The 25,029-nt window shown below is 49.4% G+C and carries 22 protein-coding genes; 8 read left to right on the top strand and 14 right to left on the bottom strand.

Going from position 1 to position 25,029, the window contains the following annotated elements; translation table 11 throughout:
* Positions 1 to 13: 13 nt before the first annotated feature.
* On the bottom strand, positions 14 to 1,228 hold the full coding sequence (locus BLW68_RS09465) for a pyridoxal phosphate-dependent aminotransferase (RefSeq protein WP_092792690.1): 1,215 nt from the start codon (positions 1,226 to 1,228) through the stop codon (positions 14 to 16).
* 292 nt (positions 1,229 to 1,520) lie between these two features.
* Between BLW68_RS09465 and BLW68_RS09470 the strand changes: the two genes are divergently transcribed.
* Positions 1,521 to 2,336 (top strand): glucosaminidase domain-containing protein, encoded by an 816-nt coding sequence (locus BLW68_RS09470; RefSeq protein ID WP_245728308.1) that lies wholly within the window; start codon positions 1,521 to 1,523, stop codon positions 2,334 to 2,336.
* 1 nt (position 2,337) lies between these two features.
* Complete coding sequence (locus tag BLW68_RS09475) at positions 2,338 to 2,985, top strand: DUF2987 domain-containing protein (RefSeq protein ID WP_092792695.1); 648 nt, start codon at positions 2,338 to 2,340, stop codon at positions 2,983 to 2,985.
* A gap of 15 nt (positions 2,986 to 3,000) precedes the next feature.
* Here BLW68_RS09475 and ttcA read toward each other — a convergent pair whose 3' ends face one another.
* From ttcA to ccoN, 11 genes are all read right to left on the bottom strand, one after another.
* Positions 3,001 to 3,927: a tRNA 2-thiocytidine(32) synthetase TtcA gene (gene ttcA / locus BLW68_RS09480; RefSeq protein WP_092792697.1), complete on the bottom strand. Its 927-nt coding sequence runs from the start codon at positions 3,925 to 3,927 to the stop codon at positions 3,001 to 3,003.
* A gap of 81 nt (positions 3,928 to 4,008) precedes the next feature.
* Entirely contained in the window at positions 4,009 to 4,941 is a 933-nt protein-coding gene (uspE, locus tag BLW68_RS09485) for a universal stress protein UspE (RefSeq protein WP_092792699.1), read from the bottom strand.
* A 98-nt stretch (positions 4,942 to 5,039) separates the two neighbouring features.
* On the bottom strand, positions 5,040 to 5,753 hold the full coding sequence (gene fnr, locus BLW68_RS09490) for a fumarate/nitrate reduction transcriptional regulator Fnr (RefSeq protein WP_092792701.1): 714 nt from the start codon (positions 5,751 to 5,753) through the stop codon (positions 5,040 to 5,042).
* A 36-nt stretch (positions 5,754 to 5,789) separates the two neighbouring features.
* Positions 5,790 to 6,464, bottom strand: a complete 675-nt coding sequence (locus tag BLW68_RS09495) for a sulfite exporter TauE/SafE family protein (RefSeq protein ID WP_092792704.1) — start codon at positions 6,462 to 6,464, stop codon at positions 5,790 to 5,792.
* Positions 6,461 to 6,640, bottom strand: a complete 180-nt coding sequence (ccoS, locus tag BLW68_RS09500) for a cbb3-type cytochrome oxidase assembly protein CcoS (RefSeq protein WP_092792706.1) — start codon at positions 6,638 to 6,640, stop codon at positions 6,461 to 6,463. Before ccoS ends, BLW68_RS09495 begins: the two co-directional genes overlap by 4 nt.
* Positions 6,640 to 9,018, bottom strand: coding sequence for a heavy metal translocating P-type ATPase (locus BLW68_RS09505; protein ID WP_092792708.1), 2,379 nt, complete (start codon positions 9,016 to 9,018; stop codon positions 6,640 to 6,642). Before BLW68_RS09505 ends, ccoS begins: the two co-directional genes overlap by 1 nt.
* A gap of 12 nt (positions 9,019 to 9,030) precedes the next feature.
* Positions 9,031 to 9,516 carry a FixH family protein gene (locus BLW68_RS09510; RefSeq protein WP_092792710.1) on the bottom strand — a complete coding sequence of 162 codons (486 nt, stop codon included), beginning with the start codon at positions 9,514 to 9,516 and terminating at the stop codon, positions 9,031 to 9,033.
* Positions 9,517 to 9,584: 68 nt separating this feature from the next.
* Complete coding sequence (gene ccoP, locus BLW68_RS09515; protein WP_092792711.1) at positions 9,585 to 10,568, bottom strand: cytochrome-c oxidase, cbb3-type subunit III; 984 nt, start codon at positions 10,566 to 10,568, stop codon at positions 9,585 to 9,587.
* The gene (locus tag BLW68_RS09520; protein ID WP_092793025.1) at positions 10,561 to 10,740 is read right to left on the bottom strand and encodes a cbb3-type cytochrome oxidase subunit 3; all 180 of its coding nucleotides are present in this window, start codon (positions 10,738 to 10,740) and stop codon (positions 10,561 to 10,563) included. The genes ccoP and BLW68_RS09520 overlap by 8 nt, the downstream gene beginning before the upstream one ends.
* Before the next feature lie 5 nt (positions 10,741 to 10,745).
* The gene (gene ccoO / locus BLW68_RS09525; protein WP_092792713.1) at positions 10,746 to 11,357 is read right to left on the bottom strand and encodes a cytochrome-c oxidase, cbb3-type subunit II; all 612 of its coding nucleotides are present in this window, start codon (positions 11,355 to 11,357) and stop codon (positions 10,746 to 10,748) included.
* Positions 11,358 to 11,367: 10 nt separating this feature from the next.
* Positions 11,368 to 12,795, bottom strand: a complete 1,428-nt coding sequence (gene ccoN / locus BLW68_RS09530) for a cytochrome-c oxidase, cbb3-type subunit I (RefSeq protein WP_092792716.1) — start codon at positions 12,793 to 12,795, stop codon at positions 11,368 to 11,370.
* A gap of 279 nt (positions 12,796 to 13,074) precedes the next feature.
* Between ccoN and BLW68_RS09535 the strand changes: the two genes are divergently transcribed.
* The gene (locus tag BLW68_RS09535) at positions 13,075 to 13,461 is read left to right on the top strand and encodes a hypothetical protein (protein WP_092792718.1); all 387 of its coding nucleotides are present in this window, start codon (positions 13,075 to 13,077) and stop codon (positions 13,459 to 13,461) included.
* A gap of 22 nt (positions 13,462 to 13,483) precedes the next feature.
* Here BLW68_RS09535 and BLW68_RS09540 read toward each other — a convergent pair whose 3' ends face one another.
* A complete protein-coding gene (locus BLW68_RS09540) occupies positions 13,484 to 14,332 on the bottom strand; it encodes a D-hexose-6-phosphate mutarotase (RefSeq protein WP_092792720.1) in 849 nt (282 codons plus the stop codon).
* A 98-nt stretch (positions 14,333 to 14,430) separates the two neighbouring features.
* Positions 14,431 to 15,441 (bottom strand): type I glyceraldehyde-3-phosphate dehydrogenase, encoded by a 1,011-nt coding sequence (gene gap / locus BLW68_RS09545; protein WP_092792722.1) that lies wholly within the window; start codon positions 15,439 to 15,441, stop codon positions 14,431 to 14,433.
* Between the two features lie 197 nt (positions 15,442 to 15,638).
* On the opposite strand from gap, the gene malQ reads away from it, so the two are divergent.
* The 5 genes from malQ to purT all read left to right on the top strand — a co-directional run bounded on the left by malQ (position 15,639) and on the right by purT (position 25,017).
* Positions 15,639 to 17,825, top strand: a complete 2,187-nt coding sequence (malQ, locus tag BLW68_RS09550) for a 4-alpha-glucanotransferase (protein WP_092792725.1) — start codon at positions 15,639 to 15,641, stop codon at positions 17,823 to 17,825.
* A 76-nt stretch (positions 17,826 to 17,901) separates the two neighbouring features.
* Positions 17,902 to 20,094 (top strand): 1,4-alpha-glucan branching protein GlgB, encoded by a 2,193-nt coding sequence (glgB, locus tag BLW68_RS09555; protein ID WP_092792727.1) that lies wholly within the window; start codon positions 17,902 to 17,904, stop codon positions 20,092 to 20,094.
* 35 nt (positions 20,095 to 20,129) lie between these two features.
* Positions 20,130 to 22,190 carry a glycogen debranching protein GlgX gene (gene glgX, locus BLW68_RS09560; protein WP_092792729.1) on the top strand — a complete coding sequence of 687 codons (2,061 nt, stop codon included), beginning with the start codon at positions 20,130 to 20,132 and terminating at the stop codon, positions 22,188 to 22,190.
* Between the two features lie 98 nt (positions 22,191 to 22,288).
* A complete protein-coding gene (gndA, locus tag BLW68_RS09565; protein WP_092792730.1) occupies positions 22,289 to 23,818 on the top strand; it encodes an NADP-dependent phosphogluconate dehydrogenase in 1,530 nt (509 codons plus the stop codon).
* Positions 23,815 to 25,017: a formate-dependent phosphoribosylglycinamide formyltransferase gene (purT, locus tag BLW68_RS09570; protein ID WP_218141347.1), complete on the top strand. Its 1,203-nt coding sequence runs from the start codon at positions 23,815 to 23,817 to the stop codon at positions 25,015 to 25,017. The genes gndA and purT overlap by 4 nt, the downstream gene beginning before the upstream one ends.
* Positions 25,018 to 25,029: the final 12 nt, after the last annotated feature.

Genomic DNA, 25,029 nt, shown 5'->3' on the forward strand with positions numbered 1-25,029 from the left:
GCCTTTGTTAATGTTACTGGCTGTAGCCCGGTAAAAACTGCGCCAGCTTGCCAATAGCGGCTTCCAGTTGCTCTTTATGTGGTAAAAACACAATACGAAAGTGGTCCGGCTCCGGCCAGTTAAAGGCTCTACCATGCACCAGCAACACTTTATGCTGACGCAAAAAGTCCAGTACAAACAACTCATCATCTTTAATACGAAATTTTTTGCGGTCAATCTTCGGAAACAAATACATCGCGCCTTTGGGCCGTACGCAGCTGATACCGTCAATTTGTGTTACCAGCTTGTGCGCCAGGTCCATCTGTTCATATAAACGGCCACCTGGCACTACCAGCTCGTTAATACTCTGATAGCCACCCAGGGCAGTTTGCACGGCATGCTGGCAGGGCACATTAGCACACAACCGCATTGAAGCCAGAATATTCAGCCCCTCAATATAGTAGCGGGCTAAATGTTTGGCGCCGGAGATAAATAACCAGCCCACACGAAAACCGGCAATACGGTAATTTTTAGATAAACCGCCAAAGGTCAGCATAACTAAGTCGTCGGCCAGCGACGCTGTGCTGACATGCTCAGTGCCGTCGTACAGCACTTTATCGTATATTTCGTCGCTAAGTACCACCAGCCGGTGCTCGCGGGCTATTTTTAGCAGCTCCAGCAAAAAGGCTTTGTCGTACACTGCGCCGGTTGGGTTGTTCGGGTTGATCAGTACAATGGCCTTGGTTTTTTTGCTGATCTTTTCTTTAATATCAGCCAGATCAGGATACCAGTCCTGTTGCTCGTCACAGCGATAATGCAGTGCCTTGCCACCGGCCAGATTAACTGCGGCTGTCCACAGCGGATAATCGGGCGAGGGTACCAGCACTTCATCACCATTATTCAGTAACGCCTGCAGCGACATTAAAATCAGCTCGGACACCCCATTGCCAATATAAACATCGTCAGCGTCTGCGCCCAGAATGCCGCGCTGCTGATAATACTGCGCTACTGCTACCCGGGCAGGGTAGATACCTTGTGAGTCTGAGTAACCCTGTGCGGTGGGCAGGTTATGAATAACATGCTTGAGAATTTCGTCGGGTGCTTCAAAACCAAAAGGCGCAGGGTTGCCTATGTTAAGTTTGAGGATGCGGTGGCCTTCCTCTTCCATGCGTTTGGCTTCCTGGGCTATAGGGCCGCGGATATCGTAACAGACTCCGTCTAACTTTGATGAGCGCTCAATGGGTTTCATAACAACGACCTTAATGTCTCCGTTTTATCCGTCCAGACAGCTAAATTGCTGTGGAACACTGTTTTTACATAACTATCGCCACTTTGCAATGGCTACAGCGGCGTTTACAGAAATAAATTAAGCCAATTAAGTTTTTCATCGTATAAAGTCGGCTGTGCAGGTAAAATGTCGCCGTCTTGTTGTAGCAAACCGGTTACTGCCATAGCAAAGGTGCTATGCAGGAAGAGTAACCCACAGGTGATAGATGTTATTGAAAAAAATCATTATTCCAGCTTTTTGGCTGTTGGTTTTTATGGCCGTATTGAGCCCTTTTACTGAGCTTGCACCGGTAAAACAGCTGGATTCACTGGAAGAATGGCAAAAGCCCAGCCGTATTACGGCGTTAAACCGGGCTGATCAGGAAAAAGTGCTGCAGCGCCTGGCATATACCCAGCCGTTACCGGCTTTTAAAGGCTTGCCAGATTTTAACCGGATTGCTGACACTACGGAGCGAAAACGCAGCTTTTTTAATTACTTACGTCCTTATGTTAAACGTGAAAATGCCCGCTTGCGCGCGTTGCGCCAGCAATTGCTGGAAATTCAGGATAAAAAGCAAAAACACCTGCGTATGTCGGTAGAGGAATATGCTTTTTTATACAGCCTGTACGATGAATTTCGCATGGAAGTCACAGAAACAGATGAAAATATGCTTGAGGAATTACTACGGCGGGTAGATGTGATCCCAGAGAGCCTGGTATTAATGCAGGCAGCAAATGAGTCGGCATGGGGTACCAGCCGTTTTGCCGTAGAAGGCTATAACTTTTTTGGCCAGTGGTGTTTTCGTGAAGGCTGTGGCCTGGTGCCCCAATCACGGCTGGAAGGCCAAACCCACGAAGTAACAAAGTTTGACAGCCCGGCGGCAAGCATCAATAGCTATTTTTATAACTTAAACGCCTTTCACACTTATGAACCGCTGCGGGCTATCCGGGCCCGGTTACGCCATGAAGGCAAGCCGGTGCGTGGTGAAACCCTTGCCGCCGGCCTTGGTGCATATTCAGAACGCGGAGAAGAATATATCGCTGAAATCAGCGGTATGATCCGCTTTAACCGCACACTACTGGAAGAATAATATGCGTAACCTGATGCCTTTGTTGTTGGTGCTTAGTGCCCCGGCATCTGCCGATTTGTTGTTAAACTATAATGGCTTCTACAACCGGATGAAAAAGCTGCAGCAGCCACAGTACAGCGATATTACACTGGCATTTGCCCTGACAGGAGAGCGCAGCGGCCAGGCTTGTAAATTCTATAGCCTGGGCCTGAAAAGTGATCGGCATGATATAGCGCTGGATATTGCCGGCAATGGTGAAATCAATTTGCCGTACGATGAAGCACTAAAAGACAGCAATGCAATACTCGAAGTATTACAGGCCGATAACGGCGAACCCTGCCAGGTGCAGTTCCGGTTGCGCTCACGTATGCGGTTGGCGAATGGTTTAAGTTTGGCGGAATTACAGCACTACCGCAGCCAGTTTGATTTACTGCTGGATGATATGGCAGGGCTAAGTAAATACTGGTTACCAGACGTTACCGGCGTGATAGTAGAGTTTGCTGATGACGTTACGATGCCGCAACTGGATGCCGCCACGCTGGCGGCAACTCAGTGTCAGGCAAAACGCTGCCTTATTCACCTCAACAGCACGCTGCCGGAAAACAGCCACTGGTTGTTTAACCAGCGGCCCAGTTACCTGTTACCCCTGATCAACAGCAGCACTAAGTAAGCTAAGCACTGCAGTTTAACTTAACGCGATAACCTGAACACTGTTATCGCTGTTTTGCTCGTCATATTCATCATTAATCAGCCCTACAGGAATAGCCGGTACACTTTGTTTATCAAAGGCGGTATCACGTTCCTGCAACTCAGTATCTTTGCTCAGGCCGGCAAAGTCGAACAGGTTTTTGTCTATCATATGGGAGGGCACGATATTCTGCATGGCCTGAAACATGGTTTCAATCCGCCCCGGAAAGCGTTTGTCCCAGTCTTGTAGCATCTCTTTTACCACCTGACGCTGCAGGCCGTCCTGCGAGCCACAAAGGTTGCACGGAATAATCGGAAACTGGCGCGCTATTGAATATTTTTCAATGTCTTTTTCCCGGCAATAAGCCAGCGGCCGGATCACGATATGCTCACCATTATCGCTCACCAGTTTAGCCGGCATTGACTTCATTTTGCCGCCATAAAACATATTTAAAAATAAGGTTTCGAGCATATCATCACGATGATGGCCCAGCGCTATTTTAGTTGCGCCAAGCTCTTTGGCAGTGCGGTACAAAATACCGCGGCGCAGGCGGGAACACAGCGAGCAGGTGGTTTTGCCCTCCGGGATTTTGTCCTTAACAATAGAGTAGGTATCTTCAGTGACAATTTTATAGTCAACACCTATGCCGGTCAGATAAGCCGGTAAAACATCAGCCGGGAAGCCCGGTTGTTTCTGATCCAGATTTACCGCAACCACAGAAAAGTTGATGGGCGCAGACTGTTGCAGGTTTAGCAGAATATCCAGCAGGGTGTAGGAGTCCTTACCGCCGGATAAACACACCATAATTTTGTCGCCTTCTTCAATCATGTTGAAGTCGGCTATAGCCTGACCAACACCACGACGCAGACGTTTATGCAGTTTATTCAGATTATATTGGGCTTTAGCTTGCGCTGCGTGAGTCATAAACACTACTACCAGAAACAAAAATGGCGCACATTATAGCCAAAGGTGCGCCAATACCAAAGCTGTGCTGCAGGATAAAACTCAGTCTTTCTGCAATGGACAAACAAAATTGGCCGGTTTTACCGCCAGTACATCACAGTCCAGCCGATCTATAACGTGCTCGGCGGTATTGCCAATAATGGCAGCCGATAGTCCGGTGCGGCCAATAGTACCAATAACCACCATTTCGGCGTCCAGTTTAGAGGCTATTTGCGGTAATACGTCTTCAGGCATGCCTTCCATAACATGGCAGTGCTGGCTGTCGATATCAAACTGTTTTGCCAGCGCGGTTACGGCATCTGCATGATGGTGTTTCATGGTGCTGTTATATTCCTGCGGGTTAAACTCCGGAATTTCTATCGCAATATTTACCGGAGTACCGGGAAAAGCATTCACCAAATGTGTTTTAGCGCTTAGCATGGTTGCCATCTGCATGGCTTTGGCAATAACACGCTGATTTAGCGATAAATGGTGTTCCTGTTCGCTGCCTGCGTTAACTGCGGCAATAATATTGCCGCCTTGCGGCCAGTCGTGATCTTTAACCAGTAATACCGGGCAGGGGCATTTGCGCAGTACATGCCAGTCGGTCGGGGTAAAAATCATTGATTTAAGTACATCATGATCATGAGTGCCTTTAATCACCAGATCGTAGTTATCTTCCAGCACGGCATGCACTATGGCCTCAAACGGGCGGCTGTGCCAAACTACTTTAATGACGATATTTAAGCCAGCGGCACGATAGCGTTCAGTAAGCTCGCTGATCCACATTTCGCGATCTTTAATAACCGCCTGGCGCATAGATTCACGTTCCTCGCCAGACAGCATGGTGGTCATTTCGTAGGAAAAATCGTAAACCGATAAAAAAGCGGTAAGCTTGCCGCCTTGTAAGCGGATTAACTCTATGGCCCGGTTAAGTGCTTTTTGTTGTTCTACACTGGGGTCCAGTACAACTAACACATTATTGTAAGCTGACATAAACTGCTCCACTTTGCGATTTTGTCTTTAAGTGTAGTCAAATTAACACTGTTTGCCTGCCTTTAACTTGCGCTGGCGCAAGTTAAAGGCTACGCATGTCAGCAATGAGCCGTCAGGGCGGCCAGTTTGGATAGAGCGGCCTGGTCTTTAATACTAATCAGTTTACCGTCTACCTGAATGAGTTGCTCTTTATCCAGTTTACTCAGTAAACGGCTGATAGTTTCTACTGTCAGGCCCAGATAATTACCAATGTCACTGCGGGTCATGGTTAAACGGAAGTCATTGGCTGAAAAGCCGCGGCTGGCATAGCGCTGGCCCAGCTGAGATAAAAAGGTTGCCAGTTTTTGTTCTGCGGTTTTGCGGTTTAACAGCAACATCATTTGCTGATCAGCCTGAATATCTTCGCTCATCAGCCGCATAATCTGCTGGCGTAACCTTGGTAGCTGGTCGAGCAAGGTTTCCAGATTTGGCAGCGGAATTTCGCATACCATGGCGGTTTCCAGTGTTTCTGCGTAGCTTGGGTGCAGTTGTTTGCTTAAACCGTCAAAACCAACAATATCGCCCGGCAAATGAAAACCGGTAATTTGCTGTTCACCCTGATCGGTCAGGGTAAAGGTTTTAAAAGAGCCGGTACGAATAGCATACAGGCATTTCTGCGCCTGGCCGGCTTCAAACAGCATATCACCTTTGTGCATCGGTTTTTTGCGCTGAATAATGTCATCCAGCCGGGTTAACTCGTTGTCGTTTAAACTAAAGGGTAAACATAGCTGGCTGAAACCGCAGTCCTGACAGTTAATGGCGGAACGTTGCATAACAGTATCCTTGCCTTTATAGATAATAGTGACAGCTTAAAAAACCATACGTTTTATAGCAAGCCATATTGTATAACTGCCGTAAATTGCCAGCATGGCCGCTGCGGCATATCGCACCGCAGTGTGGCTTTTAACCTTGTTCATCAGCTGTGCGGCACTGCCAGTCAGTAAAATAGCCGGTAAGGTGCCCAAGCCAAAAGCCAGCATTAAAATAGCGCCGTTGCCAGCACTGCCACTGGCCAGGCTCCAGCCTAAAGCACTGTATACCAGCCCGCAGGGCAGTGCCCCCCAGCATAAACCATAGGCATAAGCTTTGGTTATGGAATCTAATGGCAAAAAACGCCGTGAGAGAGGCTGCACATAGTGCCACAGTTTTTGGCCGGCTTTTTCCAGCAGCAATAAACCAAACCATAACCGGCTGATATACAGTGCCATCATAATCAATAAAATACCGGCCACTAAGCGCAGCCATAGCATTGAAGCACCCGCCATTTGCATGGCACTGACGCCGGCATAACCGACTACAGCGCCAAATATGGCATAGGTAGTAAGCCGGCCTGCGCTTAATGTCAGTTGCAGTAAAAACTTTTTCGCCGTACTTTGTGCTGGCATGGCCAGTTGCAAAGCGCCGACAATGCCGCCACACATCACCAGGCAATGGCCGCTGCCCAGAAAACCTATCAGTAACGCTGCAAGCAGATCACTGCTCATGGCGCAGGAGGGTCTTGTTTATCTTTATTGGCTACGGTTTTTTCATCAAACAGTATGCTGAAGCCTTCTTTATCCAGATCTTCAAACTGTCTGCTGCGAACCGCCCAGAAAAATACCGCCAGACCAATTAGCACAAACAAAATAGCAATCGGGATCAGAACATAAATAACACTCATTATTTGAGCAGCCTTAACGAATTTGATACCACCAGCAACGAGCTGAACGACATACCAATGACAGCGATATAAGGTGAAACAAAACCGGCAACTGCCAGCGGAATAATGATCAGGTTATAACCAACCGACCAGGCCAGATTCTGCCTGATACCGCGTTGTGCCGCCTTGCTGCCCTGCAGTAAAGTGGCAATTAAGCCGATATCATGTTGTAACAATACCACATCGGCCTGATTTTTAGATAAATCTGTACCCGATTGCATGGCCACAGAAACATGGGCAGCATGAAAGCTCGGGCTGTCATTTATTCCATCACCGAGCATCAGCACTTTATGACCGGCGCTAACCAGGTTCGTTATTTCAGCCACTTTTTGCTCAGGCGAGCAGCCTTTAATCATCTGGTTGAACCCAAGCTGTTGCTGCAGTTTATCAGCCTGATCTGAGCTGTCGCCGGTTAGCATCAGCAGTTGATAGCCTTGTTGTTGCAACTGACTGACAAGCGCCGGCACTTCCTGGCGCAGGGCATCATGCAAGCTAACTGCGGCAATAAGCTGGTTATCTGCACACAGATATACCATTGCCTTAGCTTGGGGTGTTACGGCACAAAAGGCCGCGCTGCCCACTTTGATTTGCCTGCTGTTAAACTGTGCACTGATACCACTGCCGACAACAATGTTTACCTGCTCAAGTGCCAGTTTTGTGCTCAGGCTGGAGCTAAATGCCCGGCCAATAGGGTGCTCGGAATACGCTTCCAGATTGGCTATCAGGTTCAGGGCCTGCTCTTCGCTGTAATCGCTGCTAAACAGCGTAACGTCAGATACAGAAAACCGCCCTTCGGTCAGGGTGCCGGTTTTGTCAAAAACAATATGGGTCAGCTCGGGCAGGACATCCAGCACCTGAGCGTTTTTGATCAAAATACCGCTACGGTTAAGCCGGGCCAGTGCACAGGTAATGGCTGTGGGGGTAGCCAGGCTAAGCGCGCAGGGACAGGTTGCCACCAGTACTGACAGCGTTACCCAAAATGCGCGGTCGGCATCGAGCCAAAAGTACCACAATACAAAAGTGGCAGCGGCTATAATAAGCAAGCGTTCAACAAAGTATTTTGCCAGCCGGTCGGTGCGCTGCAGCACGGCGGGCTTTTGGCTTAATGTGCGTTGTTGCAGCGCAATAATCTGCCCCAGCCGGGATGATGCCAGCGGTTTGCTGACATTAACCTGCAGCAGGCCATCATGGTTAATGCTGCCTGCCATGACCAGATCACCAATGTTTTTACTAACCGGCGCATATTCACCGGTCAGCATTGATTCATCGGCGGAGCTCTGGCCGCTGATAATCTGGCCATCTGCGGCTATGGTTTCCCCCGGCTTTACCAGAATGCAGTCACCGCTTTGCAATCTTCTGGCTGATACAGCCTGTTGTTCGTCGTTCTTTAGCAGGGTGGCGGTTACCGGCATTATTTTCAGCAAATTACTGGTAGCATCGCGTGCGCGTGAGCGGGCGCGGTACTCAAAAAACTTACCCAGCTGTAGTAAGAAAGTAAACATACATACCGATTCAAAATACACTTCACCGGTGCTAAATGCGGTAGCGTAGGCTGAAGCAAAGAAGGTGTAGTAAATTGCCAGGCTAACCGGTACATCCATATTCATTTGCCGGGCCTTCACACTGCGCCAGGCACTACTGACAAAGGGCAGGGCAGCATAAAGCACTACCGGCAGTGTTAGCAGCAGGCTTATCCAGCGCAAATACCCCTGATGTGATGCATCTATGCCGGTATATTCACCAAAATACAGTGCCACGGCCAGCATCATTACCTGCATGGTCATAATGCCGGATACGGCCAAACGTTTCAGATACCGGCTAAGCTCGAGTTTAAAAACCTGCTCTTCCTGATCGGCGATAAAGGGGCTGGCCTGATAGCCTATACTGGCAAGGCTTTTCAGAATACCGCTAAGCGGTGTGGTATCAGCGCGCCACAGCAGATGGCAGCGCTGCGTAGTAGAATTAACATTAACCTGATGCACAGCTGGCAACTGGCGCAGCTGTTTTTCAATTAACCAGGCACAGGCGGCGCAGCTCATACCGCTGATAGACAGCTCCAGCTCTGTCAGCTCGCCCTGTTTATTGCTGATATCTTCCAGCACCTGGGGGGCATCAAAGCTGCTAAGCTCAGCCTCAAGCTCTTTGGGTATAGCGTTAGCCCGGCTGGCAGGTTCAGTACGAAAGCGGTAGTAGTCGGCTAAATTGCTGCTGATAATGGTATCAGCCACAGCCAGACAGCCAGCGCAACAAAACTGGCGCTGGCGGGCATCAAATTCAAGCAGAAATGAAGTGCCTGAGGGCACTGGTTCATGGCAATGAAAGCAATATACTGCACTCACTTAGGCGCCCTGTTAGTAGCCAAGCTTAATTTCAGTTTCAACAGGCAGTTCAAGTGTAGCGCGCAGTTTCCAGTCTCTGGACGCGTCAGACACAACTAATTGCCACTTGCCTGTTGGGGTAATGGGTAATTTTGCCACATAAAGCAGCTCGCCACTGCGCTCAGCATCCAGCGCAAAATCACGCTCGGCCAGAGTAGGGTGATAAAAGTCCAGGTGTATTGCACCGTCCAGCACGCTATTCTCAGCAAAACGTACTACGGCGCTATCGCCGGCAATTAATACTCTGGCATCAAGGTTACGCAGTGCTGCTTCACGGTATTTAGCCAGTTGCATATTAATAGCCCGGCCTTCTTTGTAGTAGTCGTCAACCACCAGATCAGGAATATGTTGCTGCATTATATATACGGAATGCACGGCTTTTAATGCTGTGGCAACAGGAATGGCTATTAAAATCCAGGGCCACAGCTGCTTATACCAGGGTTTAGTGTCTTGCTGCATAAAGATCCTTACGCTAATAACAATAAGCCCCGAAACGGGGCTTATAAAGGCAGAACAACGCTTTACAGTTATTGCTGATCTGCTGGTTTTTCCGGATTCGCTAAACGATAAACATAGGCGGTAAGAATATGCACTTTATCTTCGCCCAATGTCTGTTTAAAGGCTGGCATTACACCATTACGGCCTTTAGTCAGCGTTTCTTCTACTGCACGGGCAGAACCGCCGTATAACCAGATATTGTCTGTCAGGTTAGGCGCGCCAAACGGCAGGTTGTGTGCGAGGCTGCCTTTACCGTCAGCACCATGACAGGCAGCACACATACCAAATTTAGCTTTACCTGCTTCAGCGTCACGTTCATTTACCGAGCGGCCTGACAGGCTCAGTACATAAGCTGTCATTTCTTTAATGCCTTGCTCACCGAGTGCATCAAACCAGCCTGGCATTACCGCTTTGCGGCCGTGCAGCAGGGTCTCTTTGATTTTGTCCGGCGTGCCACCGTACAGCCAATCATTGTCTGTTAGGTTAGGGAAGCCATGCTGACCACGGGCATTAGAACCGTGACACAGCGCGCAGTTTTGCAAAAATAAGCGCTGGCCAATTTTAATCGCGTCATCATCATAAGCCAGATCTAACACATCACGTTTGGCAAATTGCTGAAATACCGGGCCATAAATTTCGTCAGCACGTACCATTTCGCGGTCAAACTCAACGTTACGGCCTTCTTCTACCGCTTTTACAACGGCTAATTGCGACTGTTCCAGCGATTTAACACCCTGATTTGAGCTGGTCCAGCCTAAAAAGCCTTTCCAGTTACCCAGGCCAGGGTAGGCCGCTAGATAAAATACCGACCATACCAATGTCAGAATGAACATATAAGTCCACCAACGTGGTAACGGGTTGTTTATCTCTTCAATACCGTCCACAACGTGGCCGGTAGTTTCGTCTTCAGGTACACCAACATAATTTTTCAGGTTCCAGGTCAGCAGTATCGCACAGCCGATCAGCACCGGAAGGGTTAACACTATGATCCAAGCACTCCAAAAGCTACTCATGATCCGACTCCTGTTTGGTTTTTTGTTGTGCTTTTTGTTCGTCTTCAAACACCAGGTTTGCCGCCTGATCAAAGTCTGTTTTACGTTTTTTGCTGTAAGCCCAGATGACAAAAGCAATAAACGCGATGAACAAAATGACGGTAAAAATACTGTGTATCGTTGCGTATTCCATTGGCATTACTTCAGGTGCGTGCCAAGCGACTGCAGATAAGCTATCAGCGCTTGCATTTCAGTTTTACCCTGTACAGCCGCAGCAGCACCTTCGATGTCTTCATCGCTATATGGCACACCAAAACGCTGTAACACCTGCATTTTTTTCGCTGTATATTTACCATCCAGCACATTGGTATCCAGCCATGGGAAAGCAGGCATATTGGATTGCGGTACCACTGAGCGCGGGTCCATTAAGTGAGCGTGGTGCCAGTCGTCGCTGTAGCGCTCACCCACACGGGCCAGATCAGGGCCGGTACGTTTAGAGCCCCACAGGAACGGGTGATCCCATACACTTTCACCGGCAACAGAGTAGTGGCCATAACGCTCGACCTCTGCTCTGAATGGTCGGATCATCTGGCTATGGCAACCGACACAACCTTCGCGGATATAGATATCACGGCCTTCAAGTTGTAAAGCGGTGTAAGGTGTCATACCGTCTACCGGTTGCGTGGTTTCATCCATAAAAAACAGCGGTGTAATCAGTACCAGAGTACCAAAGCTGATGGCCACGATACTGAGTATTGCTAGCAGGCCAACACTTCTTTCAATTTTGTCATGATGATTCTTATTTGACATGATTTACCTCTTACGCTACCGCTGGCACAGGTTGTAGTGATTCGTCTTTAGCGCGTACTGTTTTGTATACGTTGTACGCCATCAGCAACATACCGGTTACCACAAATACGCCACCTATAAAACGCATCAGGTAAAATGGCATTGACGCTTCCAGGCTTTGCACAAAGCTGTAAGTTAACGTGCCGTCGGTATTTACCGCGCGCCACATCATGCCCTGCGTAATACCTGAGATCCACATTGCCACGATATACAGCACTACGCCGATAGTATGCAGCCAGAAGTGGGTGTTAATCAGGGAAATGCTGTACATGCGGGTCTGGTTATACAACACCGGAATTAAATGATAAATCGCGCCGATAGAAATCATCGCAACCCAACCCAGAGCGCCAGAGTGCACATGGCCAATGGTCCAGTCAGTGTAATGCGACAGCGCATTGACTGATTTGATAGCCATCATCGGGCCTTCAAAAGTAGACATACCGTAGAATGACAGCGATACAATTAAGAAACGCAAAATAGGGTCGGTTTTCAGCTTATGCCAGGCACCTGACAGCGTCATAATGCCGTTGATCATGCCGCCCCAGCTTGGCACAAACAACACTACCGACATCACCATACCTAAAGACTGAGTCCAGTCTGGCAGGGCAGTGTAGTGTAAGTGGTGCGGGCCAGCCCAGATATACAGTGCAATCAATGCCCAGAAATGCACGATAGACAAACGGTATGAATACACCGGCCGACCAGCCTGTTTAGGTACAAAGTAGTACATCATGCCAAGGAAGCCAGCGGTTAACAGGAAACCAACCGCGTTATGGCCGTACCACCATTGGATCATTGCATCCACAGCACCGGCGTATATTGAGTAAGATTTAAACGCACTAACCGGAATTGCCATGCTGTTAACAATGTGCAGTGCCGCCACGGTCAGAATAAAGCTGCCTAAAAACCAGTTCGCTACATAGATATGGCTGGTTTTACGCTTAACTAAAGTGCCGAAGAACACGATAGCGTAAGACACCCACACTAAGGTGATCAGGATATCAATTGGCCATTCCAGCTCGGCGTATTCTTTGCTGCTGGTTAAGCCCATTGGCAGGGTAATTACGGCGGCAATAATAACGGCTTGCCAGCCCCAGAAGGTAAACATGGCCAGTTTTTCTGCAAATAAACGCACCTGACAGGTACGCTGCACTATGTAGTAGCTGGTGGCAAATAGTGCACTGGTACCAAAAGCGAAGATTACCGCGTTGGTATGTAAAGGACGAAGACGACTATAGGTCAACCAAGGAGTGTCAAAGTTTAATGCCGGCCAATAGAGTTGTGCCGCAATTAACACGCCCACCGCCATGCCAATAATCCCCCAGAAAACGGTGGTTAAGGCAAAGAGGCGGACAACGCTATAGTTGTAGTCAACATTTAACGATTTTGTCTGGCTCATGTTGAGTTCCGCTGCAGTTTATACTGGTTACTGATACAGGCTGTTTGCGCAGCCATTCTTGTTATAGGCAGGGTTTACATCCAGTGTTTGCTATGTTTAACCCTACCAATTTGGGGCTGCATCTTAAGGGTTTTACCCCAAAAAAGATAGGTAAAGCAGCCCGTTTTATGATTTAGAACAAAGTCGCTGCTCATTAAGTAACCAAGTGTAGCTGCTGTTTGAGGCATTTCACCAAAACAGCGTACAATATGGCAACCCTGAGCATTTATCTGGTTAGTTATGCGTGTATTTTATCTTTTTTTACTGCTGCTGTGCTGCCTTTGGGGTTGCAGGCCGCCTGATAAAGCGCCCGTCTCATCGCTTACACTGTTAAACGACAGCACAATACAACTGAAACTAAGCCCGGGCGATGCGCCGGTTGAAACTCCGCTGCTATTGCAACTGACTGCAACTGATGTGCTTGGTGTCAGCGGGGAACTGACCGGCGTATCCATGTATATGGGAAAAGTGCCGCTGCGGTTCAGTCAGCGTCACGGAATATGGCAGGCTGAGTTTTTACTCGGCGCCTGCAGCGATCCTAATATGTTGTGGCAACTACAGCTGGAGATCCAGTTTGCCGATGGCCAAACGCGTAGCCTGACTGAGCAATTTCACACCCGTTGGTAGTTACTCAGCCGGCGATTTTACGTTATTGCGTTAGTTTAATTTGTTGCGTGAGCTGAAGTGGCGCGGCTTCCTGCAGCTGTAAGCGCGCGGTTTCAACACAGATAAATTCCAGGTAACTATCGTCGGCCAAATCTTTGGTGTTACGGCTTTTATCCTGCCACGGGTTCCAGACAATAGTGGCATCCTGGCCGCTTTGGCCAAGCTCAAGTTGTTGGGCACCGGTATCCAGTTGCAGCTTAGCTGCTGGTTTTGCGTAGATGCGGTCAACTTCAGCCTTGAAGGTGGCTACCGGCTTACTGCTGTGCTGGTCGCTGCCGCTTACTTTGTCCTGATATTGCAACGGCAGAGGCTGTACCCGGGTATTGTCAATATTAGCAACACTGAAATAACTGTGCAGTGCTGCCTGCTGCGCTATAACAGAGTTGCACACTAAACTGATGGTTAAGCTATCGCTTAACGTTAGCTGTAACTGCAGCGTGGTTTCATCCGGGTGATAGGGCAGAGCAGGTACAGTTATCGCCAGTGTTACCGACACACTATCGGCGGTAATGTGTTGTTCGGCCAGCTGCCAAAGCCGGGTTCTTACTACACCGTGGTTGGGTAATGATTGTTGCTTTGGGTTCAGCCGGGCATCAACCGGGCCAAACCAGGGCCAGCAGACCGGCACACCGCCACGAATGGGCGTTTGGTTATGCCACTGTGCCAGTGGCGATAGCCACAATATGTCATCGCCCGGTGCAGGCTGATAAGACAGCACCTGGGCGCCATATAAAGACACTACAGCAGAAGCTTCGCCAAATTGTAAGGTAATGCAGGGCAGATCAGTTAAATGGCCAAAACCGGTTTGCAGGTTAATTGCAGTGTTTAACATTGTATCCTCAACTAAGCTGCGTGCTGGCACAGCTGCAGCGAAAAGCAGTTATAAACAAAACAGCCAGCATAAAGCTGGCTGTTTGCGTATGCAACGCTTTAAACGTGCTTCATAAACTCAACGGTGTTATCAAGCATACGGTTGCTAAAGCCCCATTCGTTGTCGTACCAGCTCATCACTTTCACTAAGCGGCCGTTAACGCGGGTTTCTGTCGCATCAAAAATAGATGATTTCGGGTTGTGATTAAAATCTATCGACACCAGCGGTAAGTCGTTTACTGCCAGTACTTCAGCCATAGTGCCGGATGCTGCGGCTTTACGGATAATGTCGTTCACTTCATCAATAGAGGTGTTACGACCAGCAATAAAGGTTAAATCTACCAGTGATACGTTAAGGGTAGGTACCCGCACGGCTAAGCCATCAAACTTGCCTACCAGCTCGGGTACAACCAGGCCAACTGCAGCGGCAGCACCGGTTTTAGTTGGGATCATCGACATAGCGGCGGCACGGGCACGGCGCAGATCAGTGTGATAGACATCGCTTAAACGCTGATCGTTGGTATAGGCATGAATGGTAGTCATCAGGCCCGATTCAATACCCAGCGCATCATTTAACGGCTTGGCAATAGGGGCCAAACAGTTGGTGGTGCAAGAAGCGTTAGAGATAATGTTCATTTGCGGCGTTAAAATCTGCTGGTTTACGCCGTACACTATAGTGGCGTCAACGTCTTTAGCCGGGGCAGAGATAATAACCTTTTTCGCACCGGCTTCTAAGTGTGCGCCTGCGCTTTTACGATCAGTAAACAGGCCGGTACATTCCAGCACTACGTCTATATTCAGTTGTTTCCACGGTAAGTTAGCCGGGTTGCGCTCGCTTAATGTCAGGATCTCGTCCTGATTAACATAGATAGCTTTATCATTGTGCTCGACATTGGCAGCAAAAATGCCGTGCGCAGTGTCATACTTCAGCAGGTGAGCATTAATAGCGGCATCGCCTAAATCATTAATGGCAACCACTTTAATATCGTAATTTTTGCTGCTTTCATACAAAGCACGCAGCACATTGCGGCCAATGCGGCCAAAGCCGTTAATCGCGACACGAATAGTCATATTAACCCCGTCAAATAGATGTTCTGAAATGAGACAAACAAGTTGTGTAGTAAAATTACATTATTTAGTGAGTTTTTCAAGTTTTAAACCACATGAAACCGGTTTTTATGTAATTTAATGACATAAATGAACAATGACTTTAGCCGCAATGCCGCCTAGAATGAGCGGTAGCCAACTGACTAGATTAAGGATTTCCCATGGACGCCACCTTACAGGCTGAACTGATTGCATTTTGTGGCATTGAAACCGAATTTAATGATGCCTGGGGTAACGCCACTACCGTAAGTGAGCAGCATCAGCTGCAATTGTTGGCCGCACAAGGCTTTGACATTGACGATGATGAAACCGCCCGCTTGCAATTACTTGAACGGCAACTGGATTTCTGGCAACAGCCCTTGCAGGCTGTATCGGTGCAGCGCATTGATGAACCCTTGCAGTTGTTGCTACAGGTAACGCTTGAGCAAGCTAATATGGAGCTTGCGTTTACCCTGACAACAGAAGACGGCGCTAAACAGCTATTTAACCTGACTCCGGTAGAGGGGGAGTTGGTGCAGGTAGTGGTGCTGGATGAGGTTGAATATCATCAGTACCAGCATATGCTGCCACAGCAGTTGGCGGCGGGTTACCATCAGCTTAGCCTGAATAACACCGAATTTTCGCAAAAACTGATTATTACACCCGGGCAGTGTTTTGTACCACAAAGCTTTAACAGCCAAAAGCAGTGGGGTATAGCGTTACAGTTATATGGTCTGCGCTCAGAACGCAACTGGGGGATTGGCGATTTTACCGATCTTAGCAATACTGTTAACTATCTGGCGGGTGTCGGCGCCGATTTTATTGGCCTTAACCCTATTCATGCGCTGTATCCGGCGATGCCGGAAAGCGCCAGCCCATACAGCCCGTCGTCACGGCGCTGGCTTAATGTCAGCTATATTGATGTTACGGCAATGCCGGGCTTTAGCCTGTGTGCCCGTACGCAAAGTCTGGTAACCGCACCGGCTTTTGTGCAGCAGCTTACGCTGCAGCGCAGCAAGGACTTTGTTGATTACAGTGGCGTAATGCAGTTAAAGCTGCCGGTAATGAAAAGCCTGTATCAATGGTTTGTTGAACAAAAAGGTAGCAGCAACAAAGCAACGAGCAACGCCTTTAAGCAGTTCAAAACAGCCGGTGCTGCCAGCTTACAGCAACTGGCACTGTATGACGCACTGCATGCATATTTGTATCAGCAAGATAGTATGTACTGGGGCTGGCCAAATTGGCCGGAAGAATACCGCGATCCGCAATCTGATGCTGTGCAGGCGTTTGCCGTTAAACATCAGGCAGAGCTGGATTTTTACTGTTATTTGCAGTTTATTGCCCAGCAGCAACTGGCACAAGCACAACAAGTAGCAAAGGATGCGGGTATGTTGCTGGGGCTGTACCGTGATTTAGCGGTAGGTGTCAGTGAAGCCTCAACCGAGATTTGGGGCAACCCGGATTTATACTGCCGCGATGCCAGTGTTGGTGCGCCGCCGGATCCGCTGGGGCCGGCCGGACAAAACTGGGGTTTGCCGCCGATGTATCCGTATCAGCTGTACAAACAGGGCTATCAGCCGATTATTGATCTGCTGCGTGCCAATATGCAGCATGCCGGTGCACTGCGCATCGACCATGTTATGGCACTGCTACGCTTATGGTGGGTGCCCAAAACAGCCGAAAACGCCGGTGGCGGCGCTTATGTGTATTACCCGATAATGGATTTACTCGGCATACTGGCGCTGGAAAGCCAGCGTAATCAGGCGGTGATTATCGGTGAAGATTTAGGTACAGTGCCTGAGGGCATCCGCGAGTTGCTGGCAGCATACAATGTGTATTCTTACCGGGTGTTCTTTTTTGAAACAGCAGCCGATGGTGGCTATATCTCGCCCATACATTACCTGGTGCAGGCCATGGCTACGCTGACAACCCATGATTTACCCACCTTAATTGGTTTTTGGCATTGCGAGGATTTACGCCTGGGTAAAGAGCTTGGCCTGTATCAAGATCAAGCACAGTTACAGGGGTTGTATGCACAGCGCCATGCCAATAAACAGCGTATTCTTGATTCATTACACGGCCATCAAAGCTTGCCAGGCGATTACAGCCGCAGCGCCGAGAACCTGGGTATGGATCAAACGCTGAACTACGCCATGCAGCGGCATCTGGCAGCAACGTCCAGCCAGCTTTTATGTTTACAACTGGAAGACGCATTGCAAATGACACAGCCGGTAAATATTCCCGGCACCAGCAATGAATACCCGAACTGGCGGCGTAAGCTGTCTGAGCCTATAGAGCAGTGGAGCCAGAACCACGATATCAGGCAGTTGTTTACAGAGATCAGCAAGCAGCGTAAAGCTGCAAACTAAGTTTTGGCGTAAAAAGCCATAGCCTTTGTGGCTATGGCTGTTAAGGTAGAGACAGAAAAACTAACAAGGATTGACGATGAGTTTAGCGTTATTACAGCAGGTTAACTGTGCAGAGCCCTTCTCGTTACTTGGCTGGCAACCCCTGAAAGATGACAGCAGCGCAGGGTTACTGCTGCGGGTATATCTGCCACAGGCTACTGCTGTGAGCGCTTTCTCTGCCAAAACCGGCAAATTGCTTGGCGAGCTGACAGCAAACAGTCAATATCCGGGCGTATTTGAGCTGGTGCTGCGCAAAAAGCGCAAAACCGAAGCTTACCGCCTGACAGTACAACATGGCGATTATCAGTACCCGTTATTTGACCCTTACCAGTTTACTGATGAAGCCTTTTACGCTGTACATTATGTGGCCAATGAGCCGGAAAACCTGTACCGCCAACTTGGTGCCCAGTTAATTACGCTGGATGTGGCCGGTAAAAGTATCAATGCCACCCGTTTTGCGGTGTTTGCCCCCGATGCAGCCAGTGTCAGCCTGATTGGTGATATGAACAGCTGGGATGGCCGTATCCACCCGATGCAGCGCACATATTGTGGTCATTGGGTATTAGTGGTGCCTGAAGTGGCCGCCGGCGTGCGTTACAAATTTGAAATTAAAGACCGCAACGGCCATTTACTGCCACATAAGGCTGATCCTATGGCATTTTATGCCGAGCAGTATCCGTCGCATGCCTCTTTGGTGTACGACCACAGCCGTTACCAATGGCAGGACGATAGCTGGCGCAGCCGTAAACTGAGCAACCCGCTTAACAGCCCGATGAGCATCTATGAGCTGCAGGCTGGCTCCTGGCGCCGCAGTGGTGACAACCAGCCGCTGAGTTATCGTGAACTTGCCGTCCAGCTTATTCCTTATATTCAGGATATGGGCTACACCCATATTGAATTGTTGCCGGTAATGGAGCATCCGTTTGATGGCTCCTGGGGCTATCAGCCGTTGGGGTTATTTGCACCGACATCGCGTTTTGGTACACCGGATGATTTTAAATATTTTGTTGATGCCTGCCATCAGGCCGGTATTGGCGTTATTCTGGACTGGGTACCGGCGCATTTTCCGGAAGATGGTCACGGCTTAGCCCGGTTCGATGGCAGCCATCTTTACGAATATGCCGATCCGCGTCGTGGCTGGCACCCTGATTGGAACTCCTGTATTTATGATTACGGCAAAGACTATGTGCGCCAGTTTCTGGTGGCCAGCGCGTTGTACTGGCTGGAGCATTTCCATATCGACGGCCTGCGTGTTGATGCCGTAGCCTCAATGTTGTACTGGGATTATTCGCGTAAAGAGGGCGAATGGATCCCCAATGTTGATGGTGGCAACCACAACTACGAGGCTATCAGCTTTTTCCGCTGGTTTAACAGCGAGGTATACCGCAAGTTTCCGCATACCATGACCATTGCCGAGGAATCTACCTCGTTTGCTATGGTGTCACGCCCGGTTGATATGGGCGGCCTGGGTTTTGGTTTTAAATGGAATATGGGCTGGATGAACGACAGCCTGCGTTATATCAGTAAAGATCCGGCGTACCGGCGTTATCACCACAACGACCTGACGTTTTCTATGGTGTACGCCTATAACGAAAACTTTATTTTGCCGTTGTCGCACGACGAAGTGGTGCACGGTAAAGGCAGTTTGCTGAATAAAATGCCCGGCGATGAATGGCAGCAGGCGGCAAATTTACGTGCCTATTACGCTTTTATGTTTGCGCATCCGGGTAAAAAACTGAATTTTATGGGAAATGAGTTTGCTCAGGGCCGTGAGTGGAGCCATACCCAAAGCCTGGACTGGCACTTGCTGGATTACGACAAGCACCGCGGCATGCAGCAACTGCTGCGCGACTTAAACCACACCTACCGCCGCTGTGCCCCGCTGTATGAGTTGGATTACAGCCACGAGGGGTTTCGCTGGCTGGATCATCAGGACGCCGATAACAGCACCCTGAGTTTTTTACGCCGCGACAGCAGTGGCAAGGCAGTATATGTGGTGTGTAACTTTACCCCGTTGCCGCGTAATAACTTTTTACTGGGGGTAGAACAGGACGGCGAGTACGAGGTTATTCTCAATACCGACAGCAGTTATTACTGGGGCAGCAACTATACAGTGGGGGCCGCTTTACACAGTATCGCCATGCCATATCATGGTTTGGCACAACATATTTGCCTGCAATTGCCACCACTGGCAACACTGTATTTGCGTAAAAAGGGCGATGCCGGTTAGCATAAACAACATTAATACCTAAGCAGAGCAACGCGATGAGTAACCATATTCCTTTGTTAAAGCTGTCATTTGGTACCGCATCGCCACTGGGCGCAACTTACACGACTGATAAAGAAGGGGCCGGTAGCTGGAATTTTGCCGTATTCGCCCCTGATGCGAGCAGCTTAACACTGTGTTTGTACCAGCCCGACACTGAAGAGCTGCTGGGCGAGCTGAATTTTAGCGGCCGTACCGGTGATATCTGGCACGTAGCAGTGGCCGGTATTACAGAAGGCACTTTGTATGCGTTAAAAGCAGATGGCCCGAACGACAGCGATTTGGCTCTGGTATTTGATAAAGACCGCCTGATACTTGACCCTTATGTAAAGCAGTTAAACCGTACCTTGAGTTTTAACGAGCGGTTATATAATGCCAAAAGCCATTATATGCTGGCCAAAGGCGTACTGGCGCAACAGCAGTTTGACTGGCAAGACAGCGTAAAACCAAAAATTCCGCGTGAGAAAACCGTTATTTATGAAGCCCATGTCCGGGGCATGACAATGTTGCACCCTGAGGTGCCAGAAGAGTTACGCGGAACTTATCTGGGCTTATGCCATCCTTCAGTTATCAAGCACTTACAAAAACTGGGCATTACCACCTTACAGTTACTGCCGGTAGCGGCATTTTTAAGTGAGCCGCGGTTAAACAAGTTACAGCTGAGTAATTACTGGGGTTATAACCCGGTCAGTTTTTTTGCCCCTGAGCCACGTTATCAATATCAGGACTCTGTAACTGAGTTTAAAACCCTGGTGCGCAGTTATCATCAGGCTGGCATCGAGGTTATTTTAGATGTGGTGTTTAACCACACGGCAGAAGCCGGTGAAGACGGGCCGGTATTAAGCCTGCGTGGCCTGGCTAATAAGCACTATTACCTGTTTGAAAGCCATGCCGATATCACCGATTTTAGCCAGCACTGCAACTACACCGGTTGTGGCAATACGTTAAACGTGGCGCACCCGGCAACACAAAAACTGGTGATGGACGCACTACGTTACTGGGTTGTTGAGATGCAGGTAGACGGTTTTCGCTTTGACTTAGCCACGACGCTGGCGCGCGAGCATAAACGCTTTAACCCTTATGCCGCGTTTTTTCAAATTATTGCGCAAGACCCGGTATTATCGCAGGTAAAACTGATTGCCGAGCCGTGGGATGTTGGCCCCGGTGGGTATCAGTTAGGGCAGTTTCCGGCCCAGTGGTCTGAATTAAACGACAAGTGCCGTGATACCTTTCGCGCTTTCTGGCGCGGTGATAAAGGCGTACTGCCGGAATTTACCACCCGTTTACTGGGCTCGCGCGATATCTTCCAGAAACACCACAAACCGGCCTGCTGCAGTGTTAACTATTTAACCTACCATGACGGTTTTACCCTGCACGATCTGGTTAGCTACAAAGATAAACATAACTGGCTAAACGGCGAAGAAAACCGCGATGGCCATAACCACAATTTAAGTTGTAATCATGGCGTGGAAGGCCCGAGTAAAGATGCGTCTGTGCGCGCCAGCCGTTATTTGCATAAGCGCAATATGGTGGCAACCTTATTGCTTAGCCAGGGCATGATCCACTGGCTCGGTGGTGACGAGCTTAGCCACAGCCAGCGCGGTAATAATAATGCTTACTGTCAGGATAACGATATCAGCTGGCTCGACTGGCATCTTGACAGCGACGAAGAAGACTTCCTGCATTTTGTGCAGCAAATGCTGGCATTTCGCCGCAAATTCCGCTGTTTACAGCAATTATCGCTACTGGACGACAGCTATCAGCTACACGGCGATAAACACCAGGTGCAGTGGTATTTACCTGACGGCACTGAGAAACAACAACACGACTGGCATGATCCTGAACGGCACAGCTGTGTGTTTAAAATTACCAATAAAGCCAATCAGGCCAGTTTATTGTTTGCCTTTAATGCCGAGCCGAAAGCACTGCCGTTAACCTTACCTGAGCGTAGCTGGCAGCTGCTGTTTGACACCAGTGTAGACAAGGGCCTGATGCAAAGCCGCACCTCAAAGCTTACAGAATATCAGCAAAACGCACATAGTATCTCAGTGTGGCAGTAGGTTTATCGGCATGTTTTCAGTATAATGCGCGCCGTTTATATGCCACTGCTGGCCTGTTGGCGGCATGCAAAAAATGAAAAATAATGAAGGAATGTCAGATGACAGACACAGCTGCACTTTGTGATATTGGTTTTGTCGGCGCCGGTGTAATGGGTAAAAACCTGATCCTGAACCTGGCTGATAACGGCTACCGCGTTGCAGCCTTTGATCTGGACCACCAGAAACTGGAAGCCGTGCTGGCGCAGGACAAAGCCGAGCGCGGTGACAAGCCGGCCCGCGTTATTGCCTGCAGCTCTTATACTGAATTACTGTCACGTTTATCGGCACCGCATTTGGTGGTGTTATCCGTACCGGCCGGTAAACCGGTGGATGATGTCTGTCATAAATTAATCGACGCCGGCATTCAGGCCGATGACATTATTGTTGATACCGGCAACAGCCTGTGGACAGATACCGTGGCGCGGGAAAAAGATTTTGAAGGTAAGTTTATCTTCTTCTCTACAGCCGTATCGGGTGGCGAAGTAGGTGCCCGGTTTGGCCCGTCGTTAATGCCAAGTGGCGATCCGTACGCCTGGACTCGCATTAAACCGCTATGGGAAGCCATTGCCGCCAAAGTCGACCCGGCTACCGGCAAACCGATAGAGCGCTTTGAGCCGGGTAACCCGGTTACCGAAGGCGAGCCATGCGCCACCTATATTGGCCCCAGCGGTTCTGGCCATTATGTGAAAATGGTACATAACGGCATTGAATACGCCGATATGCAGCTGATTTGTGAAGCCTACCAGGTTATGCGCGACATTCTTGGCATGCCTGCAGCAGAGATTGCTGAGGTGTTTAAATACTGGAATGAAGGCCCGCTCAACAGCTATTTAATTGGCATTAGTGCCGATGTGCTGGCAACCAAAGACTCAGAAACCGGCTTGCCGCTGGTAGACGTTATTATGGATAAAGCCGGCCAGAAGGGCACAGGCTTGTGGACAGCGGTTAGCAGCCTGCAACTTGGCAGCCCGTCACCAACCATCGCCGAGGCTGTATATGCCCGCTCTTTGTCTGCGCTTAAAAGCGAGCGGGTGAAAGCTGCTACGGTATTGGCTGGCCCGGCGCAAAATTTAATTTCGCCAGAGCAAAAAGACGAGATTATTCAGGCACTGCATGATGCGTTGTACTGCGCCAAAATCTGTGTTTATGCTCAGGGTTTCCATTTAATGAAAACCGCCGCCGATGAACATGGCTGGCAGCTGAATTTTGCCGAAATAGCAAAAATCTGGCGTGCCGGCTGTATTATCCGCGCCGTATTTTTGCAATCTATTACCGGCGCCTACGAGCGCAACGACGAGTTAGAAAACCTGCTGCTTGACCCGTTTTTCGCCAAGCAAATTTCGGTGTATCAGCAAAACTGGCGTAAAGCCGTGGCTAACGCTACCCTGGCCGGTATTCCGGTGGCGGCACTTAGCTCGGCGCTTAGCTATTACGACTCGTACCGCACTGCGGTATTACCGGCAAACCTGTTACAGGGCCAGCGCGACTATTTTGGTGCTCACACCTTTGAGCGTACCGACAAAGCTAAAGGCAAGATGTTCCATGTTGACTGGAGCAACCCGAAACGGCCAATGGTGAAAGTAAAATGACTATCCCACATAACATACAACACATAGGTACCCCCGGTACCGCCAACAGCACTAAAGTACTGTTATTAGGTGCCGGCGAACTGGGCAAAGAGCTGTGTATTGAACTTAAGCGCTACGGCTGTGAAGTAATAGCCGTAGACCGTTACTCCAATGCACCGGCGATGCAGGTAGCCGACAAAGCGGTAGTGATGTCGATGCTGGATAACGCTGCGCTGCGCCAACTGGTGATCAGCGAAAAGCCAGCCTTAATAGTGCCGGAGCTGGAAGCGATAGCTACCTCAGTATTAATTGAACTGGAAGACTGCGGCTTTAACGTGGTGCCCAGTGCCAAAGCTGTCAACCTGACGATGAACCGCGAAGGCATTCGTCGCTTAGCGGCAGAAGAGTTAAAACTGGCAACGTCGCCATTTCAGTTTGCCAGCGACAAAGACAGTTTTGTGGCCGCGGTTAACGCTATTGGTTACCCTTGTGTGGTTAAACCGATCATGTCGTCCAGCGGCAAAGGCCAGAGCGTATTGCGCTCAGAAGCTGATCTTGACGCTGCCTGGCTGTATGCCCAGGAAGGCGGCCGCGCCGGCAAGGGCAGGGTTATCGTGGAAGGTTTTATCGACTTTGACTACGAAATTACGCTGCTAACGGTAAATTCGGTGTCAGGTATTCAATATTGCGCACCTATTGGCCATCGCCAGGAAAAAGGCGATTATCGCGAAAGCTGGCAGCCACAAGCCATGAGCGATAAGGCTTTTGAAACGGCAAAAAGCTACGCCAAGGCGGTAGTAGAAGCTTTAGGCGGGCGCGGGTTATTTGGTGTAGAGCTGTTTATTAAAGGCGATACGGTGTGGTTTTCTGAAGTATCACCAAGACCACACGATACCGGCATGGTAACGCTGATTTCACAGCAACTTAGCGAATTTGCGCTGCATGCCCGCGCCATTTTAGGCCTGCCAATTCCGCATATTAAGCAATACGGCCCGGCGGCCTCTGCCGTGCTACTGGTACCTGGCAATAGCGCTGATATTCAGTACCATGGCCTGACAGAAGCCTTAGCCGAGCCTGATACTGAACTACGTATTTTCGCCAAACCGGAAGTGCAGGGCGAGCGGCGTATGGGCGTCGCGCTGGCGCTAAGTGATACTGTAGAAGCCGCTACGCAAAAAGCGCTTAACGTGATTAGCAAGCTTAGCGTTACACTTAAGTAAGGCTATAAAGCG

This window comes from Rheinheimera pacifica (assembly GCF_900108485.1).
GTDB lineage: Bacteria > Pseudomonadota > Gammaproteobacteria > Enterobacterales > Alteromonadaceae > Alishewanella > Alishewanella pacifica.

What these genes read in the sequence shown, in the direction of transcription:
- glgX (WP_092792729.1), top strand. Translation starts at nt 20,130, where the DNA reads ATGAGTAACCATATTCCTTTGTTAAAGCTGTCATTTGGTACCGCATCG.
- ccoO (WP_092792713.1), bottom strand. Translation starts at nt 11,357, where the DNA reads ATGTCAAATAAGAATCATCATGACAAAATTGAAAGAAGTGTTGGCCTG.
- gndA (WP_092792730.1), top strand. Translation starts at nt 22,289, where the DNA reads ATGACAGACACAGCTGCACTTTGTGATATTGGTTTTGTCGGCGCCGGT.
- ccoP (WP_092792711.1), bottom strand. Translation starts at nt 10,568, where the DNA reads ATGAGTAGCTTTTGGAGTGCTTGGATCATAGTGTTAACCCTTCCGGTG.
- BLW68_RS09475 (WP_092792695.1), top strand. Translation starts at nt 2,338, where the DNA reads ATGCGTAACCTGATGCCTTTGTTGTTGGTGCTTAGTGCCCCGGCATCT.
- uspE (WP_092792699.1), bottom strand. Translation starts at nt 4,941, where the DNA reads ATGTCAGCTTACAATAATGTGTTAGTTGTACTGGACCCCAGTGTAGAA.
- BLW68_RS09520 (WP_092793025.1), bottom strand. Translation starts at nt 10,740, where the DNA reads ATGGAATACGCAACGATACACAGTATTTTTACCGTCATTTTGTTCATC.
- ccoS (WP_092792706.1), bottom strand. Translation starts at nt 6,640, where the DNA reads ATGAGTGTTATTTATGTTCTGATCCCGATTGCTATTTTGTTTGTGCTA.
- BLW68_RS09465 (WP_092792690.1), bottom strand. Translation starts at nt 1,228, where the DNA reads ATGAAACCCATTGAGCGCTCATCAAAGTTAGACGGAGTCTGTTACGAT.
- glgB (WP_092792727.1), top strand. Translation starts at nt 17,902, where the DNA reads ATGAGTTTAGCGTTATTACAGCAGGTTAACTGTGCAGAGCCCTTCTCG.
- BLW68_RS09470 (WP_245728308.1), top strand. Translation starts at nt 1,521, where the DNA reads ATGGCCGTATTGAGCCCTTTTACTGAGCTTGCACCGGTAAAACAGCTG.
- BLW68_RS09510 (WP_092792710.1), bottom strand. Translation starts at nt 9,516, where the DNA reads ATGCAGCAAGACACTAAACCCTGGTATAAGCAGCTGTGGCCCTGGATT.
- ccoN (WP_092792716.1), bottom strand. Translation starts at nt 12,795, where the DNA reads ATGAGCCAGACAAAATCGTTAAATGTTGACTACAACTATAGCGTTGTC.
- BLW68_RS09540 (WP_092792720.1), bottom strand. Translation starts at nt 14,332, where the DNA reads ATGTTAAACACTGCAATTAACCTGCAAACCGGTTTTGGCCATTTAACT.
- malQ (WP_092792725.1), top strand. Translation starts at nt 15,639, where the DNA reads ATGGACGCCACCTTACAGGCTGAACTGATTGCATTTTGTGGCATTGAA.
- BLW68_RS09535 (WP_092792718.1), top strand. Translation starts at nt 13,075, where the DNA reads ATGCGTGTATTTTATCTTTTTTTACTGCTGCTGTGCTGCCTTTGGGGT.
- gap (WP_092792722.1), bottom strand. Translation starts at nt 15,441, where the DNA reads ATGACTATTCGTGTCGCGATTAACGGCTTTGGCCGCATTGGCCGCAAT.
- ttcA (WP_092792697.1), bottom strand. Translation starts at nt 3,927, where the DNA reads ATGACTCACGCAGCGCAAGCTAAAGCCCAATATAATCTGAATAAACTG.
- BLW68_RS09495 (WP_092792704.1), bottom strand. Translation starts at nt 6,464, where the DNA reads ATGAGCAGTGATCTGCTTGCAGCGTTACTGATAGGTTTTCTGGGCAGC.
- purT (WP_218141347.1), top strand. Translation starts at nt 23,815, where the DNA reads ATGACTATCCCACATAACATACAACACATAGGTACCCCCGGTACCGCC.
- fnr (WP_092792701.1), bottom strand. Translation starts at nt 5,753, where the DNA reads ATGCAACGTTCCGCCATTAACTGTCAGGACTGCGGTTTCAGCCAGCTA.